At 62.5% G+C, this 18215-nt stretch carries 13 protein-coding genes; 4 read left to right on the top strand and 9 right to left on the bottom strand.

The window, feature by feature from the left end:
• The 8 genes from ABQX22_RS21215 to ABQX22_RS21180 form a co-directional block, all read right to left on the bottom strand.
• Window positions 1–736 (bottom strand): hypothetical protein (locus tag ABQX22_RS21215; protein WP_349801825.1); only part of this gene is annotated, 736 nt, incomplete at its 3' end.
• Window positions 733–1179, bottom strand: a complete 447-nt coding sequence (locus ABQX22_RS21210; protein WP_349801824.1) for a hypothetical protein — start codon at window positions 1177–1179, stop codon at window positions 733–735. The genes ABQX22_RS21210 and ABQX22_RS21215, both read right to left, overlap by 4 nt.
• Before the next feature lie 13 nt (window positions 1180–1192).
• Window positions 1193–2470 carry a type II and III secretion system protein family protein gene (locus ABQX22_RS21205; protein WP_349801823.1) on the bottom strand — a complete coding sequence of 426 codons (1278 nt, stop codon included), beginning with the start codon at window positions 2468–2470 and terminating at the stop codon, window positions 1193–1195.
• A 53-nt stretch (window positions 2471–2523) separates the two neighbouring features.
• Window positions 2524–4668 (bottom strand): type III secretion system export apparatus subunit SctV, encoded by a 2145-nt coding sequence (gene sctV / locus ABQX22_RS21200; RefSeq protein WP_349801822.1) that lies wholly within the window; start codon window positions 4666–4668, stop codon window positions 2524–2526.
• A complete protein-coding gene (locus tag ABQX22_RS21195) occupies window positions 4665–5030 on the bottom strand; it encodes a tetratricopeptide repeat protein (RefSeq protein WP_349801821.1) in 366 nt (121 codons plus the stop codon). The genes sctV and ABQX22_RS21195 overlap by 4 nt, the downstream gene beginning before the upstream one ends.
• Window positions 5030–5389 (bottom strand): hypothetical protein, encoded by a 360-nt coding sequence (locus ABQX22_RS21190; RefSeq protein ID WP_349801820.1) that lies wholly within the window; start codon window positions 5387–5389, stop codon window positions 5030–5032. The genes ABQX22_RS21195 and ABQX22_RS21190 overlap by 1 nt, the downstream gene beginning before the upstream one ends.
• Window positions 5386–6330, bottom strand: coding sequence for a SctD/MshK family protein (locus tag ABQX22_RS21185; protein ID WP_349801819.1), 945 nt, complete (start codon window positions 6328–6330; stop codon window positions 5386–5388). The genes ABQX22_RS21190 and ABQX22_RS21185 overlap by 4 nt, the downstream gene beginning before the upstream one ends.
• A 131-nt stretch (window positions 6331–6461) precedes the next feature.
• Complete coding sequence (locus ABQX22_RS21180; RefSeq protein ID WP_162835389.1) at window positions 6462–6626, bottom strand: hypothetical protein; 165 nt, start codon at window positions 6624–6626, stop codon at window positions 6462–6464.
• A gap of 804 nt (window positions 6627–7430) precedes the next feature.
• On the opposite strand from ABQX22_RS21180, the gene ABQX22_RS21175 reads away from it, so the two are divergent.
• From ABQX22_RS21175 to ABQX22_RS21160, 4 genes are all read left to right on the top strand, one after another.
• Window positions 7431–10853 (top strand): hypothetical protein, encoded by a 3423-nt coding sequence (locus ABQX22_RS21175; RefSeq protein WP_349801817.1) that lies wholly within the window; start codon window positions 7431–7433, stop codon window positions 10851–10853.
• A gap of 122 nt (window positions 10854–10975) precedes the next feature.
• A complete protein-coding gene (locus ABQX22_RS21170; RefSeq protein ID WP_349801816.1) occupies window positions 10976–14413 on the top strand; it encodes a type III effector HrpK domain-containing protein in 3438 nt (1145 codons plus the stop codon).
• A gap of 307 nt (window positions 14414–14720) precedes the next feature.
• On the top strand, window positions 14721–15818 hold the full coding sequence (locus tag ABQX22_RS21165) for a carboxynorspermidine decarboxylase (RefSeq protein WP_349801815.1): 1098 nt from the start codon (window positions 14721–14723) through the stop codon (window positions 15816–15818).
• Window positions 15819–15843: 25 nt separating this feature from the next.
• Window positions 15844–17079: a saccharopine dehydrogenase family protein gene (locus ABQX22_RS21160; protein WP_349801814.1), complete on the top strand. Its 1236-nt coding sequence runs from the start codon at window positions 15844–15846 to the stop codon at window positions 17077–17079.
• Between the two features lie 466 nt (window positions 17080–17545).
• Here the strand turns inward: ABQX22_RS21160 and ABQX22_RS21155 are convergent, their stop codons facing one another.
• Window positions 17546–18004, bottom strand: a complete 459-nt coding sequence (locus ABQX22_RS21155) for a winged helix-turn-helix transcriptional regulator (RefSeq protein ID WP_349801813.1) — start codon at window positions 18002–18004, stop codon at window positions 17546–17548.
• Window positions 18005–18215 lie beyond the last annotated feature (211 nt).

Genomic DNA, 18215 nt, shown 5'->3' with positions numbered 1-18215 from the left:
GGACCGCTTCGCGCCCCATCGCGGACAAGTCCGCTCCCACGCCTTCGGCAGAAGCAGAACGCGTTGCGCGTTTGATTTTGATTCTGGCCGGAGGCCGTGGGAGCTGGCCGGGCGGCGTTCCGTTTGCCTGCGATCTGGCGCGCAGCGGCAGTAAAACCTGTAACCCCAGTACACCTGTCACAACCAAGGCGTCTGGTTTCGGGACCGCTTCGCGCCCCATCGCTGGCAAGCCGAGCTCCCACGGCCTGCGGCCAGAATCAAAAGCGCATTCGGCAGAACCGGGTGTTTTGGCGGGCAGGCCCTTGATTCTGGCCGGAGGCCGTGGGAGCTGGCTTGCCTGCGATCTGGCGCGCAGCGGCAGTAAAACCTGTGAACGCGGTACACCTGGCGCAACCGCGTCGCATGGTTTCAGGACCGCTTCGCGCCCCATCGCGGACAAGTCCGCTCCCACGCCTTCGGCAGAAGCAGAACGCGTTGCGCGTTTGATTTTGATTCTGGCCGGAGGCCGTGGGAGCTGGCCGGGCGGCGTTCCGTTTGCCTGCGATCTGGCGCGTAGCGGCAGTAAAACCTGTAACCCCAGTACACCTGTCACAACCAAGGCGTCTGGTTTCGGGACCGCTTCGCGCCGCATCGCTGGCAAGCCGAGCTCCCACGGCCTGCGGCCAGAATCAAAAGCGCCTTCGGCAGAAGCGGTGGCTCTTGGGCTTTTGATGCCGGAAGCGGTGAACAGCATCATTGCCCCTCCTGCTTGTCGGCTTTGGCCTGTTGTTCGGATTGGCGGCGGCGCAGTTCTTCGCGGTCGTAGCCGTCGATGTAGACCTGGGCGGCTCGGCCTACGGGGGCGGCCATGGTCGGGCCGGTGGCGCGGCCCTGCATCAGGTCCGAGCGCTGCTCGACCATCTGCAACAGCGTGAGGTTGTTGGCGCAGCCGGGGGGCAGCAGCGGCACGTAATCTGCTTCGTCGGTACCGAATTGATCCTCCGGCGACGGCTTCAGGCATTCCACCGGGACCAGCTCGACCCGGCCATCGGCGCGGGTCAGGCCCTGGTAGTCCGGGGAATAGGACGCAGGCTCGAGGTGGGTCTTACAGCCGGTCAGCAGGACCAGCAACACGCCGCTCAGCAGCCGCGGCTCAGGCAGCAAACGGTTCAGGCGCAGCGATGACAATGCACGATTCATGGTGGCTCCCCCGTCAGTTCATGTAGAAGCCGAACAGGCCGCCGTTGCGCGGCCCCGCCGACGCCGTCGTGGCGCCCGCAGGCCGGGCGTCCAGCGGCGTGGCCAGGGTTCGCGCGCGCACGGGTTGCACCAGGTACGGCGTGATCAGAATCACCAGTTCGGTTTCGTTGCGCTGAAAGCGTTTGGAGCGGAACAGATTGCCGAGGATCGGCATGTCACCCAGCATCGGGACTTTCTCCACGTCCTGGCTGCTCTCGCGCTGGAACAGGCCGGCGATGGCGAAGGTCTGCCCGCTGCCGACTTCCACCCGCGTGTCGGCGCGTCGCACCCGGAACGACGGCACTTGGTAACCACCCACGCTGACGGTGCTGGAACCCATCAGGCTGCTGACTTCCGGACGCACTTGCAGGGCAATCCGGTCGTTGGGCAACACCGTGGGGCTGAACAGCAGCGAGACGCCGTACTGCTTGTATTCGATGCCCACCAGGTCGCTGTTGACCGGCACCGGCACGGCCACTTCGCCACCGGCCAGGAAGCTCGCGGTCTGGCCGGTCATGGCGGTGATGTTCGGCTCGGCGAGAATTTCAAGAATGCCGTTGCTTTGCAGCGCTTCGAGCATCGCGTCGATGTTGACGTTGCCCGACGCCAGGCCGGCGCTGACCACGTTGGACGCACCGCTGGCCGCCTCCGCCGCCAGGGACCCGCCGGTCAGCAGGCCGAATGAAAAGGTGCCGTTGTTGAACAGCGCGTTCCAGTTGACGCCGTAGCGCAGCAGCTCGGAGCGGGACACCTCCGCAAAGCGCACGCGAATGTTGACCTGGGCCGAGCCCTCGTAGGCCGCGCCATTGATGGCGGTCTTGAAGTCCTGGCCTTCGGTGCTGAGCAACGCGTTGAGGTCGGTGGCTTCACCCACGCTTTTGACCGTTCCCTTGGCCAGCACCCGATTGCCGGCGCCGCTGATCTGCGCGGTGCTGTCCGGGTTGAGGGCCTTCAACGGGCGGCTGATGGCGTGCGTGCCGCTGCTCACTGACAGGTTCAGCGCCGCAATCTGCTCGCCTTCGGCACCCAGGGCGATCAGGCTGGTTTGCCCCGGCGCCTTGCCAAAAATGTAAATCACGCCGGGCGACACCACCTGCAGATCGGCGATGCCGGGCTCGGCGACCAGCACCGAATCCACCGGCGCCTTGAAGTTCAGAATGCGCCCTTCACCCGACGCCAGATCGACGGTGGCGGTACTGCCTTTGGCGATGTTCTGGGCACACGCCAGCGCGGGCAACATCAAGGCTGCCATTGCAGCGACACAAAGCCCGACAACAGACTGCGGACGGAACAGCGGAAAACACGTCATGAGGCGCTCGCCATGGAAGTGAGGGGGACGCCGCTGGCGGTGCGGCGGTTGGTGATTTCGTTGAGGCTGACGGTGCCGACCGCCTGCAGGTTGTACTCGCCGGCCAGCTCGCGGAACGACAGCACCGCCAGCTCCAGCTCGCCGCGCATCACCAGGCGACGCAAGCCACGCCGCAGTTCCGGGTGCACCAGCAACACGGTGTGGTCTTCGTCCCGCAGGCGTTCACAGGCGTGGCGCAATTGCGTCAGCAACGCGCGACTGGTGTGCTCCGGCAACGCATCGCGGCTGTTTTCCTGCCGCCGCATGCCGGCGCGCAGTTGTTCTTCCAGCCCAGGCGTCAGCACGAAGGCGCTGATGACCCGGTTGCGGTCGGCGAACTGATGGCTGATCTGGCGGGCCAGGGACGCGCGCAGCTGCTCGGCCAGACGCGGCGCATCGGTCTCCCGCGCGCCCCACTCGACCATCGCTTCGAGCAACGCCCGTTGATTGCGGATCGACACGCCCTCGGCGATCAGCAGGCGCAGCGCCTCGGCAATCCGTTGCAGGGGCACGATGCGCAGCACTTCCTTGACCAGCTCGCCGTAGGTGCCTTCCATGCGTTCCAGAATCGTCCGGGTTTCCTGGATGCCGAGAAAATCCGCAGCGTAGCGGCGCAAGGTGCGGTCGACCACGGCGCGCAGCACTTCGTCGGGCAGCAGGAAACCGATGCCGGCATCTTGCAGGCTGTCCTGGTGATGGCGCTCGATCCACTGCGCCGGCCGACGGCTCAGCGGTGAGTCGGCTTCCAGCGCGGGGATGTCCAGCAACTGCGCGTGCACCGGGTCGTCCTTGAGCAGCAGACAGTCGGCGGGCAATTCACCTTCGCTGACCGGCACGCCTTCCAGTTCGATGACAAAGCGGTTGGCCGGCATGGCGGCATCGACATAGATATCCGGCACCGGCACCTCGATGCCCAGGTCGCCGCGGATTTCGTGGCACAGCGCTTCGATGCGCTGGCGCAGCGGGTGCTCCGGCGCCGCCTGACCCAAGGCCGAACCCAGGCTGAGCAACAGGCGGCTGTCCAAGGGTTTGGCGAGGGCGGGATGGGACTCGGCCGGGGGCGCGTCCTCCTCGACCGTTTCAGTGATCACTTCAGCGGGCAGCGCCTCGACCACCTGACTGCGGCGATACATGACCAGCGCCGACACGCCGAACACCGCCGACAACCCGATGAACACCAGCGCCGGAAAGCCCGGCAGCAACGCCACGCCCAGCAGGATCAGCGCGGTCAGGCCCAGGGCCATGTGGCTGGCGCCCAGTTGCTGCAGAATTTCGGTGCCCAGGTTGGCCTCGGTGTTGTCACTGTTGACCCGGGTGACCACCGTGCCCGCGGCCACCGAAATCAACAGCGCCGGGATCTGCGCGATCAGGCCGTCGCCCACGGTCAGCAGCGAGTAGGTGTGCACCGCATCGCCGAACGACATGCCGCGTTCCAGCATGCCGATCAGCATCCCGCCCAACAGGTTGACCGAGAGGATGACCAGCCCGGCAATGGCGTCGCCTTTGACGAACTTCATCGCCCCGTCCATGGCCCCGAACATCTGGCTTTCGCGTTCAAGGCGCGAGCGGCGTCGGCGGGCTTCGGGCTGATCGATGTCGCCGTTGCGCAGGTCGTTGTCGATGCTCATCTGTTTGCCGGGCATGGCGTCCAGGGTGAAACGCGCCGCCACTTCGGCCACCCGCTCGGCGCCCTTGGTGATCACCACGAACTGCGCCACGGTGATGATCAAAAACACCACCAGCCCCACCACTACCTGGCCGGCGATGACGAAATCACCGAAGGCCTTGACGATGTGCCCGGCGTTGCCGTCCAGCAGAATCAAGCGCGTGGTGGTGATCGACAGGGACAGGCGAAACAGCGTGCTGAGCAGAATCAGCGGCGGCAGCGCGGAGAATTCCACCGAGTGCGAGATGTAGAACGCGACGATCAGGATCAGGATGCTCAGGGAGATGTTCAGCCCGATCAAGGCGTCCACCAGCCAGGTGGGCAGCGGGATGATCATCATCACGATGGCCATCAGCATGAACGCGACAATGATCACGTCACTGCGTTTGGCAGCCACCCGCGCCAGGGCGTTGAGGCGGTTCATGATCAGCGTCATAACGCGGCTCTCCGGGCGGTCAGGTAATGTTTGAAGCACTGGCGTGCTTCGTCCTTGCGAGCCGCGCCCCACAGCGCGCGACTGCGCAGCAGCCACAGGCCCGGCGACTGGCCTTCGGCGTCCACCAGGCGGTCGATGGCACTCAGGGCTCGGTCCGGCTGGCCGCTGTCGGTGAAGGCCATCGCCAGGTTGCGCAGCAGCACCGGATCCCGAGGTGACAGGTGCATCGCAATCAGCAGCATCACCAGCCCGCGCTGGGACTGGCCGCCACGGCGATACAATTCGCCCATGCCTTTGAGCAGCTCGACTGAGTCCCTGTCTTCACGGGTGCAGGCTTCGCGGCTGTGGACTTCACGGGGCATCAGGCCTGCACCTCGGCGCGTTGTTGCTCCAGGGTGCGGCGCATGTCGATTTCCTCGTTGATCAGTTCATGGGCCAGGGCCTTGATCTCAGGCTCTGCGTCCAGGTCCGGCAGCACGTTGTTCAGCACGTATTCGAGGATTTCCAGCGAGCGGGTGCTGCCGAACAGCTCCGGACTGATGCCGTTGGCGGTGGACGCGTGCTCGACATCACCGCGCCACGAACGCCGGGCCAGCACTTCGCGCTTGCTCAGGACCGCTTCGAAACGCGCACCCTGACGCAGGGTGGCGGGCTGGACGGCGTCGACCGCCGGGGTTTTTTCAGCGGTGGCCGGTAATACCGGGCGCGGGTCGATTCTCATAGGGTGAAGGTGAACCTGTCTTCACCCCGGGCGAGGATCACCTGGTCGTTCTCGATGCGTTCCAGCGTCCAGTCATCGGCCAGCGCCGCGCCGGGGTACAGGCGCTTGCCGCTATCGTTGACGACGTAAGGGTTGGGGCCGAACCAGACCGCCTGAAAGCGCACACGGGGTTTGGCGACTTCGGCGCGGGCCACGACGTTGGGGTGCATCACCACCTGCTGGCCGAAACGGCCGTCGTAGGCCTGCTGCACGCCGACCCAGCGGCTTTTGTTCGCCGGGTCGTAGCTGCCCTGCACACCGAGCTGGCCGTCGTGTTCGTTGACGGTGATCTGGTTGAGATTCGCAGCCGCCAGCTGCTGTTCAAGCCATACCCGGGCCTGGGCGGCGCTGGTGGTGTCGGCCTGTCGGGGCGTCGGTGATTCGGTCAGCGCCTCGGCAGCCGGTGTTGTCGGGGGGAAGTCCGGCTGGCCACGAAAGGCGAAGGCGCCCACGCACAAGAACATCAGCAGCAATGCGACGATCCACTGCGGCTTGTGGCGCCAGACCTGCACGGTACGCTCGGCGCGGGCCTGGGGATCGGCGGTGACGGTCAGGGTCAGGCGCGCCTCGCCCATCCGGATGTCCAGCGGGAAACGGGCACGGTGGCCGCTGCCGACAGGGACCTTGATCTCCCGGGCATGGCGGCCGATGACGATCACCTGGCCGCCGAGGGCTTCGACCGCCACCTGTCCGCCGGCAAAACGCAGGGTCAGGTGGCGTTCGGCAATGCCGGCGTCGCTGAGCAACAAGTCAGCGTGAGCGGCACTGCCGATGATGTAGGTGGCTTTGTCCAGGGCAAGGCTGACGCCCTGATGCAGGCCATGTGTGATGGTGAGCTGTGGAATGACCTGGGCGGGCGCCGAGGCACCGGAAACCGGGGTCAGGGATATCAGGGCTGTCATATCGATTCACCCGTGTGATGTGCGCAGGCAAGGGCGAGGTAGACGCCGAATACTGTTGTTTTGGGTGCAGCGTGAAGGTGCAGCGAGGTGACAGGTATGCGGGCAGCCTTGCAGCTGCCCGCATGGCAACGTCAGTTCTGCGGACGTTGTTTGGTTGCGTCGAGCTCAGCCTTCTTGGCTGTGGTCAGCTCGGTAATCTTTGCCGACTTCTCGATCGCCATGTTGAACGTGGCTTCCATTTTTGCGATCGCTGCATCTGCGCCGCCGCCGGAGCTTGCTGGAGGGACTTCACTCATTTTGGATCTCCTTGCTTAGAGGGGGATGTCGTCAGCCGCAAAGCGGCGCATTCATGTTTCGTGCATTACAGTAACGCTGGTTTATTACAAACTAACTTCAGCGCTGCGCCACACCAATTAATAGTACGCAGATGATTTTCCTGGCGGCTGTGAAAACTTGTGAAACGTGGGATGACAACTAGCCGATAGCGTCATTTACAGTCGCGATATCATTTAGCCTGCACCCGAAAACATTGGACGAACCAGAGAAAATGCGCTGTACATCAACTAGGGATGGCTCTCAATCTTCGCCGTATTATGCGCGCCATAATTTTAACGCCAGAAAACCGCCCTCGCCCGATGAGTCGGGAAACCGCTAGAAGCCCCGTGATTGAAGGCTGGACGCTGTGAAATGTTGTGAAAGCGGTGATTTCACCCGCCCACTGGGCCGGACACTCTGATACTGTTTCTGCGCTGCCTGTAGTTCAGCGGTGTTAAAACGCTGGTATTACAGCCAATAACTAAAAATAAAAAGCGAGTCGATATAAAGGTTAAAGATGACGTCCGCCAGCCACTCGCCTGGCCAAACTAAGGTGTGCACCACGTCACACTTTCAGTACGCAGCACCACCGTCGTGCTCGATGATAAAAACCCATGAACAGGCTGTATTCAGTGGCCTTGGCCGTTTCGAGTCTTGAGCATTATCACGATCGCACTTGCACGACACATTGCTTTCTTCTCCGCTTCTGGCGGGGTCATTACTTGATCATAGTTGGGCCGCTTCCGGCGCTGTTGGCGGGACGGCTCAAACAGGAGTTCAGTCTTATGTCGACCCGCCCCCTGAGCAGCGCACCCGATCTGAAACCACTGGCACGGGGGGCCGTGGCGCCGAAGACCCTGTTCAACACGGTGCTCAAAAGCAGCGTGAAGAATGCCGAGCAGTACCGCCCCGCTACCCCGGATAAAAAGGCCCCGGCGCTCAAGGACTACGAGAGCATCGAGGAGCCGGGCACCGTCGCGGCGGACACCGTACGCTACACCACTCAGGCCGGCGAGCAGGTGCTGGTGAGCAAGTCGTCCAACCCCAAGCTGTTCAAACAGGTGGTGGATGACCGACCTGTCCTGCTAGCGATCAAACAGAGTGTCACCGAAGGCTATGAACTGGCCGCCAGTGACGCGGCATTGCCAGCGGCCTTGAGCGACTACGCGTTCATCGGTCCACCGGACGAGAAAGGTCCGGGGCTGATTCGCTACGTCACCCAGGACGGCAAGAACATGATCCTTGCCGAGCAGGACAACCCGGAACTGTTCAAGCAGATTTCCGCCGATTTCAAGGCGCTGACCGGGATCAATGCCAGTCAGGCCGACGGCTACCAATGGGTCGGCGCCGATCAGCCTCCGCCGACATTCGGCGAGTACCAGATCATCGGTCCTGCCGACGAAATGGGCCCCGGCGTGGTGCGTTACATCACTCAGGACGGCGTCAAACACGTGGTGTCCCAGCGTGACAATCCGCAGCTGTTCGACGCGGTCAACGATGCCTATGCAGGGCTGGTCGGTCTGCACGCCAGCGAAGCCGAAGGCTATCGCCGCGCGTCGGACAACGAGATCTGGCCCCCTGCCACCGGGACCACCGTCGGTGCGAAAGACGAGGTCGGCCCGGACCTGATCCGCTACAACACCGCCGCAGAAAAGGTCATTGTCGCCCGCGACGACAACCCCAGGCTGTTCGAGTACCTGACGTCACTGCGCGAGGTCATCGACGACCCGGCCAAGTCCGCCGACATCAACACCGCCGTGTCCAACGGCGCGACCCTGGCCGATCAGAACACGCCTATCCCCGAACTCAACGACTACAAAAACTTCGCCTGGAACGTCGGCCAGGAAGGCGAAACCCTGACCTATGAGAAACAGGACGGCAGCAAGGTGGTGGTCTCCCGGAACCTGACCCCGGAGCTGTTCAAAAGCGCCAGCACCGCCAACGAGACCTGGAGCCAGATCCACACCAGCGAAGCCGAGGGCTACAAACTCGCCGGCCCCAATGACTTCCTCAAGAACACCGACATCACCTTCGGCTCACCCGATGAGCTGGGCGACGGCCTGATTCGCTACGAGACCAGCGAAGGCAAGAAGATCGTGTCCAAAGACATCAGCCCGCAACTCTATGACGATGTGGTCGCCAAGTGGGAGGCCTGGACCAAGGCCGAGGTCGACACCACCCGCAGCGGGTCGAACCTGCCGCCCCAGGATGAGCTGGATGTGCTGAACCTCAACACCGGGGTGAAGGCTGATCCGGACGACGACACCTCCCCGGAACTGACGGTCAGCGAACTGGCGACCAAAGAGCTGCTGGACACCTACCGCGAGGGGGTCAAGGACGGTTCGATCCCCAAGGATGACAACCGCGCCAAACTGGTCCGCGCCCTGGAAGCCCAGGCGGCGTACCAGAACGGTCGCGGCCTGACCGGCTACGAGGAAGAACCCGGCTTCTTCGGCGGCACCTGGCGCGTGTTCGATGACAAACAGACCGAGCTGTCGTCCGCCGACATGCACGACATCATCGACGGCGGCGCCCTGCAGGAGCAGATCAGCACGCTGTTTGCCGATCCCACGGTGACGGCCGACTACAAGGGCAAGATGGACGACGCCATCAATCGGGTGCCGAACAAGGACGCGATCAAGCAGAAGCTGCTGGACCTGACCAGCAACCCGGATTACGTCACCTACCTCAAGGACCTGCAGAAACAAGGCAAGGCCCACGAGGCGCAGCAGGACCTGAGTGACACCCTGACAGCGCTGTCGCTGTTCGACCCGGATGCCGCCACCAAGGCTGCGCAGAATATCCAGGCCGATGGCCTGACCAGCGACCTCAATGACCTGATCAGCGACCCGAGCAAGATTTCCGAAGAAAACACCGAGCTGGCCACCAAGGACATGTTCGGCCTGCTTAAAAGCGTGCTCAAGGGCGAGTTGCTCGACCTGCCGCGCCGCACCCAGGAAACCATCGAGAAGTTTCTCGAAGAAGGTATGCAGGGCAAGGAGAAGTCTTCCGCCGTCTCCAAGGCCATGGCGGAACTGGGCGAGGCCTACAAAACCAACGGCAGCATTTCCGAGGCCGACATCAAGACCGCCCTGTCCAAGTCGTACGTGCCCATCGCCGAGCGCGGCAAGCTGGGCGAGGTCTTCAGCGCCTTGAACAGCAAGGGCATCCTGGGTTCCATGGGTGCCGGCGTCTCGTTGTTCTCCGGCATTTACCAGTTGGCCGGCAACGGCGGCAAGCTGGCCGAGACGCCGCTGCAACGCCTGGCCATCGCCAAGGATTTCCTGAGTTTTGCGGGCGCTGGCAGTCACTTCATTAAGCTGGGGGATGCGGTCGCCGACCTGGTGGGCAAAGGCGGCATGGTGGACTTCCTCGGCCTGGACAAGACCCTGCCGCAGATCTGGGGCAAGGACGGCGTGCAGTCACCGCTGGTGGAGGTGCGCGACCCGAAACTGTCCGAGGCGATGAAGACCAAGATCAGCAGCGCTTTGGATATCACCCCCGACATTTCCACGATTCTGGGCGATGGCCAAGGCACGTTCGCCGACGCCGAGAAAGTCCAGGGCGGCATCACTCAGCGGCTGGACGATGCGGTCCCCGGCGCCGGCGCTGCCAAGCTCGGGGCCGGCAAGTCGGCCAAGATCGCAGGCTCGGTCATCAAGGTGCTGGGCCCGGCCACCGACGTGGTGGGGGGCTTTGCCGACATCGTGCTTGGCGCGTTTACCATCAAGAGCGGCATCGAGACCGGCGACCCGCTGGCCAAGGCCGCCGGGGGCCTGCAAATCGCAGCGGGTGCGTTTGGCGCCTCGGCTGGCGTGCTGGGCGGTGCGGCGCTGATCGGCGCGGGTTCGGCGGCGGCCCTCACCGGGCCGTTCTTTCTGGTGGGCGTGGTGCTGGCGGTCATCGGCGGGATCATCGGTTACTTCGTCGACCACAACAAAAAACAGAAAGCCAGCGAGAAGGAAAACGACTGGTACCGCGACCTGGCCGCCGATGGCCTGCTGCAGAACGACTGGGCGGACAAGGTCGAATACCTGCACTACTCGATTCACGAATACGGCGAGCGCGAAGCCCCGCCGGACGACAGCCTGTTCCGCTTTCAAAGCGCCGAATGGCAGCACTTCGACCAGACCCCGCAGGATGACGGCTCATCGAGCAATCGGCTCGATGACGACCTGCACGTGGAGTACGGCGAAGACAAACGCTAGCAACGCGAGCTGGACTGCGGGCTGCGCGCGCCTTCGGGGCGCCGGCACGCCTTTTTCAATGATGCGGTCAAGTGTTTCCAGGGTGTGACCGCTGTGGCACTCATCCATACAGGAGCTTGAATATGTCTCTCGTCGTCGCCGATCTGGCGAAAACAGTCGTTGATAAAGTCACTGCCGAGGCCCAGTGGGACGGCTCGGTTCAGCGCGCCAAGGCCAAGGAAGCCGGCATCGAGTGGGAGCTACCCCAGGACGATCAACGCTCGACTCAGCAGATCATCGACGACAGCCCGCTGCTCAAGAACCTGGGCAATCAGAGTGACGTGAAAGAAAAGCTCAAGGACCGCGTCGGCGATTTCGACACCGACCGCGATGCGGCCTACCGCGCCACCCAAGTCCTGGAGCACATCGAGCAGTTGGACGAAGGCGGCAACCGCGTGGCCGGCAAAGACGTCAACAACGGCAGGGTTGACGGTTTCACCAGTCACCACGAAGCCCGGCACGGCACCGAGGCCGGTCGCCTGCAGGACTTTGGCAAGTACGGCTTCGACAACCTGGAGGGCAAGCTCAAGGACGTCAGCGAGGTGGCCGACGATCCGGTGGCCCGTGAGAAAGCCGAAGCGCTGGGCATCCAGTGGGAGCGTCCGGACAACGACGAACGCTCGGCGCAGCAGATCATCGACGACAGCCCGTTGCTGAAAAACCTCGGCAACCAGAGTGGCGTCAAAGACATGCTCAAAGAGCAGGTCGGCGATTTCGAAACAGACCCGGACGCTGCCTTTCGTGCCACCCAGGTGCTGGACCACATCGCGCGTTACGACGGCCAGGGTGAGCGGCTGGCCGGCAATGACGTCAACAACGACAGCATCGATGGCTTCACCAAAAGCGGCGAGGCCAAACACAATACAGAAGCCGGTCGCCTGCAGGACTTCGGCAAGGACGGCTTCGACAGCCTGCACGGCAAGCTGGAAAGCGCCGCGGGTGTCGGCAGCGACCCGGCGGCCCGGGAAGCCGGCGAGAAAGCCGGTATCGTCTGGGAGCTGCCCAAGGATGACGAGCGCTCGGCGCAGGACATCATCGACGCCAATCCGCTGCTCAAGAACCTGGGCAACCAGAGCGGCGTGAAAGATGCGCTCAAGGAACGCGTCGGCGACTTCGAGAAAGACCCGGACGCGGCCTTCCGTGCCATTCAGGTGCTGGACCGCGTCGTCGGCTACGCGGCCAACGGCGAGATCCCGAAAGAGTTCGCCGTGGAGGGCGATGTCGTGCTGGTCGAAGGCAACGACCCGACCAACACCCGCATCGACGGCTTCACCAAAAGCGGCGAAGCCCGCAACGGCACCGAAGCCGGCCGCCTGCAGGACTTCGGCAAGTACGGTTTCGAGGCGCTGCCCGACGCGCCGCCCATTGAGGACGTCGCCAGCTTCAAGGATTACCTCAAGGCCAAGCCCGATGCCGACGATGGCTCCAAGGAAGTCGCCCAATACGCCGCCGTGCTGGAGCAGAAGTACGACGAGATCCGTGGCAAGACCGAGGCCGACGGCGCACTGACCGAGCAAGACATCAAGGACTACATCAAGGCCACCCCGCAGCTCAGCGGCAAGGAAAAAGAGGGCCTGGAATTCTGGTCCCAGCCGGGGGCGTTCAAGATACTCGACACTGCCAGCAACCCGCTGGCCAATAACCCTGACGGCAAGATCAGCAAGACCGACATGCAAAACTGGCTGAAGAACACCGCCCCCGCCGACGCCACGACGCTGACCAGCCTGCTGTCCAGCGTGGTTTCCGGCAACGTGACCCACGACGTAGACACCAGCAAGCTGGGCGCCGATGTGTTCGAGCACCCGGAAAAGTACACTACCGAGCAAAAGGCCGCGGTGTTGCTGGACCTGCAAAACGCACAGAAACTGGTGGTCGACGGCGCCACTGCCGGGATGTGGGGCGACGACTACGGCAAGGTGGCGATTGCCAATGGTTCGGGCGCGCTGTGGGAGCCGGACAAGGTCCTGCAGGACATCACCGACCACATCACGCTGTTGCAGAACGACAAACCCACGTCCGAATTTCTCAAGACCAAGGGCGATGAGGCGACAAAGGCGCTTTTCGATGACGCGCCGGGCCTCAAGGACGCAGTGACCAAGACCTACGAAGCGCAGATCAAGTCCGGCAAGGCGCTAGACAAGGCCTGGGACGCGGCCACCAAGGACGGCAAGACCGACCAGCCCGAAGCACTGACCAATTTCTATGCCACCGCGCACACGATGCAATCGATGCTGGGCATCGACAACGCGGCCGAAATCCAGTCCGCCGTGGGCAAGTCCTCCCATAGCGAGGCATTCAAGACCTACTACAAAGACTCGCTGGCCTCGGGGGAGCGTCTGCGCGAGCTGCTCAAGACCGAAACCCCGGAAGCGGCCGCCGGTGCGTTCAGCATGGAAGTGGCGCTGTACAACGCCACGCTGGACCCGGAATTCACCGGGAAGCTGGACACACAGCTCAACGACAACTTCACCAGCATCGTCCAGCAGAACGCCTTCAAGGGCGCCACGTTCGAGGACCTGAAAGTCGCCTACGGCAAGGACGGCGGCGCGGAGCTGGATGAAGACAAGGTCCGCGCGCAGATCGAGCAAGTGCGCAAGGAATCGCCCGAACTGCTGATGAACGCCGACGGCACCATGACCACCACCGATCAGATTCTGGCCGGCGTGCGCGGTAACTGGGATGTGTTCCGTCAGGGCATCAAGGCCCTGGACAAGATGGAACTGCTCAAGGACTTCGACACCAGTGGCGAAGGCAAAGGCGCGTACAGCAGCGGCACCCTGCACATGGTCAGCGGCATTTTCCTGGGCGGCGTGACCATTGCCCGCGGCGTGCAGAGCGGCGGCAACCTGACCGAAAGGAACAAGGTCGACATCGTTACCGGCTCGGTGCAGACCGCCACCGTGCTCACCGAGGGCGGGACCAAGGCTTACACCCAGTATCTGGAAAAAGCGATCGCCACCAGCGAACAGACCCTCGATGACATGCGCACCGGCAAGCTGCCCAGCGACCTGCTCGACCAGGTCAAGGACAACGTCAAGGACGGCAAGAACGCGAAAATCATCGCCGGCAAATTCGAAGAAGGCGCCAAGGGCCTGGGCGGTCTTGCCGGGATGGCCGTCGGTGCCTACGGTATTTTCGACGGTGTGAAGGCGATCCGGCGCGGCGACAACCTGACCGGAGGCTTCGGGGTCACGGCGGGCTCACTGGGCGTGTTGGCCGGCGCGGCCTCAACGGTCGAAGGCAGCCTGGGCCTGATCGGCGCCAACCTGCCGCGGTTCATCCCGTTCATGGCCGGCGCGGCGGGCGTGCTGGGGGTGCTGGGCGCCGGCGTGGCGATCCTCGGGGCGATCATTCCGGGCCTGGTCCGGGAAGGTCAGCAGCAGGCCAAGGTGGACGACTTCGCCCAGGTCCTCGGCGGCTCCATCGAGCGTTACGGCATCGACGGCGTCAAGGACGGCACCATCAGCGACATCCCCACCAAGGACTGGCCGGGCGGCGAAGACTCGACGATTGCGTCCTGATCGAGGTCCTGCCCTGCGCTCCGCGTGGTGTCTCTGCCATGACGCGTTCGCAGGGTTTAGATTTGGATGATAACGGTGATTGCCGAAGCCCCATGTGTAGGAGCGCGCTTGCCCGCGATGGCGGTATATCAGGCGGCCAATATATGTCGGATGTACCGGCCTCTTCGCGGGCAAGCGCGTTCCTGCATGAGTGTTGGGCTCGACGCACGTCGTTAAATTCACGAAAACACCGCTTCGCTCTTTCGATCCCTATCAAGTGAAGGCACAATCCGTGTCCTTTTTCGGCTGGCATCGCTGGAGCCTCGAAATGATCAACACGCCGTACTACCTCATCGACAAAGAAAAGCTGCTGCGCAACATGGAAAAGATCGCCTACATGCGCGAGCATTCCGGCGCCAAGGCGCTGCTGGCGCTCAAGTGTTTTGCGACCTGGTCGGTGTTCGACCTGATGCAGCAATACATGGACGGCACCACGTCCTCATCGCTCTACGAGCTCAAGCTGGGCCGTCAGAAGTTCGAAGGCGAGACCCATGCCTACAGCGTCGCGTGGGCCGATGACGAGATCCCGGAGATGCTCGCCAACTGCGACAAAATCATCTTCAACTCCATCGGCCAGCTGCAACGTTACGCCGAGGCCTGCGCCGGCAAAGTGCGCGGCTTGCGGGTCAATCCGCAGGTGAGCAGTTCCGATTATCTGCTGGCCGACCCGGCCCGCCCGTTCAGCCGTCTGGGTGAATGGGACCCTGAAAAGATCGAGCAGGTCATCGAGCAGATTTCCGGCTTCATGTTCCACAACAACTGCGAGAACAGCGACTTCGGCCTGTTCGATCAGATGCTGTTGACCATCGAGGAGCGCTTCGGCCCTCTACTGCACAAGGTCGAGTGGGTCAGCCTCGGTGGCGGCATTCATTTCACCGGCGACGACTACCCGCTGGACGCCTTCTGCGCCCGCCTTAAGGCGTTCTCGGAAAAATACGGCGTGCAGGTGTATCTCGAGCCCGGCGAAGCGGCCATCACCCAGAGCGCCTCGCTGGAAGTCACCGTCCTCGACACGCTGTACAACGGCAAGCACCTGGCCGTGGTGGACAGTTCCATCGAGGCGCACATGCTGGACCTGCTGATCTATCGCCTCAATGCCCGGCTGGCCCCCAGCGAAGGCGAACACACGTACATGGTGTGCGGTAAATCCTGCCTGGCCGGCGACATCTTCGGCGAGTACCAATTTGATCGTCCGCTGGCCATCGGCGATCGGCTGTCGTTCATCGACGCAGCGGGCTACACCATGGTCAAGAAAAACTGGTTCAACGGCCTGAAAATGCCGTCCATCGTAGTGAAACAACTCGACGGTACAGTCGACGTGGTTCGTGAATTTGGGTTCAACGATTATCTGTCCAGCCTTTCGTAAGCGGGCAGAAGGAGTGAAAAAGAAATTGAAGAAGAACGTTCTTATCATTGGTGCAGGAGGTGTCGCCAAGGTGGTGGCCCACAAGTGCGCGCAGCACAACGATGAACTCGGTCGTATTGCTATCGCGTCGCGCAGCATCTCCAAGTGCCAGGCCATCATCGACAGCGTCAAACACAAGGGCAGCCTCAAGGTCCCCGCCGACATTCAGGCTTTCGCGCTGGACGCGCTGGATATCGAAGCAACCAAAGCCCTGATCCTTGAAACCGAATCGCAGATTGTCATCAACGTCGGCTCCTCGTTCATCAACATGTCGGTGCTGCGTGCCTGCATCGACACCGGCGTGGCTTACCTGGATACCGCCATCCACGAAGAGCCGGGCAAAGTCTGCGAAACCCCGCCGTGGTACGGCAACTACGAGTGGAAGCATCTCGAAGAGTGCCACCAGAAAAATGTCACCGCCATTCTCGGCATCGGCTTCGACCCGGGTGTCGTCAACGCGTATGCGGCGCTCGCCAAGCAAGACTATTTCGACCAGATCGACTCGATCGACATCCTCGACGTGAATGCCGGCTCCCACGGCAAATATTTCGCGACCAATTTCGACCCGGAAATCAATTTCCGCGAATTCACCGGACAAGTGTGGAGCTGGCAGAACAGCCAGTGGACCAGCAACACCATGTTCGAAGTCAAACGCACCGATGACTTGCCGGTGGTCGGTACGCACAACCTGTACCTCACCGGTCACGATGAAGTGCACTCGCTGTCCAAGAACCTCGACGTGCCCAACGTGCGCTTCTGGATGAGCTTCGGCGAGCACTACATCAATGTATTCACTGTGCTGAACAACCTGGGCCTGCTGTCCGAGCAGCCGATCAATACCGCTGAAGGCCTTGAAGTGGTGCCGCTGAAAGTGGTCAAGGCCGTGCTGCCCGATCCTGCCTCGCTGGCGCCGGGCTATACCGGCAAGACCTGCATTGGCGATCTGGTCAAGGGCCGCAAAGACGGTGTGCCTCGCGAGATGTTCATCTACAACGTTGCCGACCACGAACAGGCCTTCGCCGAAACCGACAGCCAGGGTATTTCCTACACCGCAGGCGTGCCGCCGGTGGCCGCTGCCCTGCTGGTCGCCCGTGGCGAATGGGATGTCCAGCGCATGGTCAACGTCGAGGAACTGCCGGCCGAGCCGTTCCTCCGTGCCCTCGACTTGATGGGCCTGCCGACCCGCATCAAAGACGAGCGCGGCGATCGTCCCTGGCAGTAAACCCCTGAACAACGGGTGCGCTCAAACGCGGGCGCATCCGTCATTTGCCTCCTCTGATCAGCCCCCTCCTCCCCCGCAAAACACCACGTCCTCCGTGCCGTTTCAAGGCTACCCAGTTGTGGGCCGAATGATTCTCCGTGGGAGCGGACCTGTCCGCGAATCGGTATTTCAGTCACTCGATATTCAGCGAATGCACCGCCCTCTTCGCGGACAGGTCCGCTCCCACGTTGAGTCGCGGCTTGCCCAATCATCTGCGCCGAACGCAGACCGTGTAGGAGCTGCCGAAGGCTGCGATGCGGTGTCTCAGACAGATTGCATCGCAGCCTTCGGCGGCTCGGCAGCGCCTACTGGGGTGTGTTCTGAGTTCACTCTCGAAAGGAACGAAAGTCAAAATACTGCCCACCTCCCGGACGGAAGACCTCGGGGCCGCCGAGGTCTTGCGTCCAGCGTCGCAACACGCCACCGCTTAGCTCGCCGCCTTGACCACCAGCCGGCGATGACAGTCCAGGGGCTCGATTTTTTTGCCGTTGCGGGAGCGGACTTCCAGCAACTGCACCGGTTGGCCCGCATCGTTATCGAGCAGTACCGAGTGGGATTCACCCTCGTTGAACATGTAGCGTTCGCCCCACTGTCGCAGGCCCACGACGATGGGAAAGATCGACCGCCCTTTCTCGGTCAGCACGTATTCCTTGTAGGCGCTGCCATCGGAGGCTGGCCGCACCTCGAACAACCCCAGCGCCACCAACGCCCGCAACCGCGACGCCAGGATGTTTTTAGCCAGACCCAGGCTTTTCTGAAATTCGCTGAAGCGGCGCATGTCGTCGAACGCATCGCGAATGATCATCAACGACCATCGATCACCGATGGCTTCCAGCGTCCGTGCCACCGGACATTCACTGGACTCTAGAGATGCCTGCTTAGCCATTGAAACGAACCCTTGCTCAAAAAACGACCCTGGATAGGGGGTAGAGGTGTGCCCGGTATGCGTCGGGCCGTCATCAATGACATACCACGTGTCCTGGGTTGGAGCGATGAAACAGTAGAAGGGAAATGACGTGGCCCCTCCGTTGGTAAGGAAAGCAACAAGCGACGTTCATCACTTGATGCCAAAAAAGTGGTTGCAGATTAAAACCAGC

Origin of the sequence: Xanthomonas sp. WHRI 1810A (assembly GCF_040202885.1) — a bacterium.
In the GTDB taxonomy this organism is placed as follows: domain Bacteria; phylum Pseudomonadota; class Gammaproteobacteria; order Pseudomonadales; family Pseudomonadaceae; genus Aquipseudomonas.
This window is presented reverse-complemented; position numbering and strand designations above follow the sequence as displayed.

What these genes read in the sequence shown, in the direction of transcription:
- ABQX22_RS21180 (WP_162835389.1), bottom strand. Translation starts at nt 6,626, where the DNA reads ATGAGTGAAGTCCCTCCAGCAAGCTCCGGCGGCGGCGCAGATGCAGCG.
- ABQX22_RS21155 (WP_349801813.1), bottom strand. Translation starts at nt 18,004, where the DNA reads ATGGCTAAGCAGGCATCTCTAGAGTCCAGTGAATGTCCGGTGGCACGG.
- ABQX22_RS21210 (WP_349801824.1), bottom strand. Translation starts at nt 1,179, where the DNA reads ATGAATCGTGCATTGTCATCGCTGCGCCTGAACCGTTTGCTGCCTGAG.
- ABQX22_RS21195 (WP_349801821.1), bottom strand. Translation starts at nt 5,030, where the DNA reads ATGCCCCGTGAAGTCCACAGCCGCGAAGCCTGCACCCGTGAAGACAGG.
- ABQX22_RS21175 (WP_349801817.1), top strand. Translation starts at nt 7,431, where the DNA reads ATGTCGACCCGCCCCCTGAGCAGCGCACCCGATCTGAAACCACTGGCA.
- ABQX22_RS21170 (WP_349801816.1), top strand. Translation starts at nt 10,976, where the DNA reads ATGTCTCTCGTCGTCGCCGATCTGGCGAAAACAGTCGTTGATAAAGTC.
- ABQX22_RS21185 (WP_349801819.1), bottom strand. Translation starts at nt 6,330, where the DNA reads ATGACAGCCCTGATATCCCTGACCCCGGTTTCCGGTGCCTCGGCGCCC.
- ABQX22_RS21190 (WP_349801820.1), bottom strand. Translation starts at nt 5,389, where the DNA reads ATGAGAATCGACCCGCGCCCGGTATTACCGGCCACCGCTGAAAAAACC.
- sctV (WP_349801822.1), bottom strand. Translation starts at nt 4,668, where the DNA reads ATGACGCTGATCATGAACCGCCTCAACGCCCTGGCGCGGGTGGCTGCC.
- ABQX22_RS21165 (WP_349801815.1), top strand. Translation starts at nt 14,721, where the DNA reads ATGATCAACACGCCGTACTACCTCATCGACAAAGAAAAGCTGCTGCGC.
- ABQX22_RS21205 (WP_349801823.1), bottom strand. Translation starts at nt 2,470, where the DNA reads ATGGCAGCCTTGATGTTGCCCGCGCTGGCGTGTGCCCAGAACATCGCC.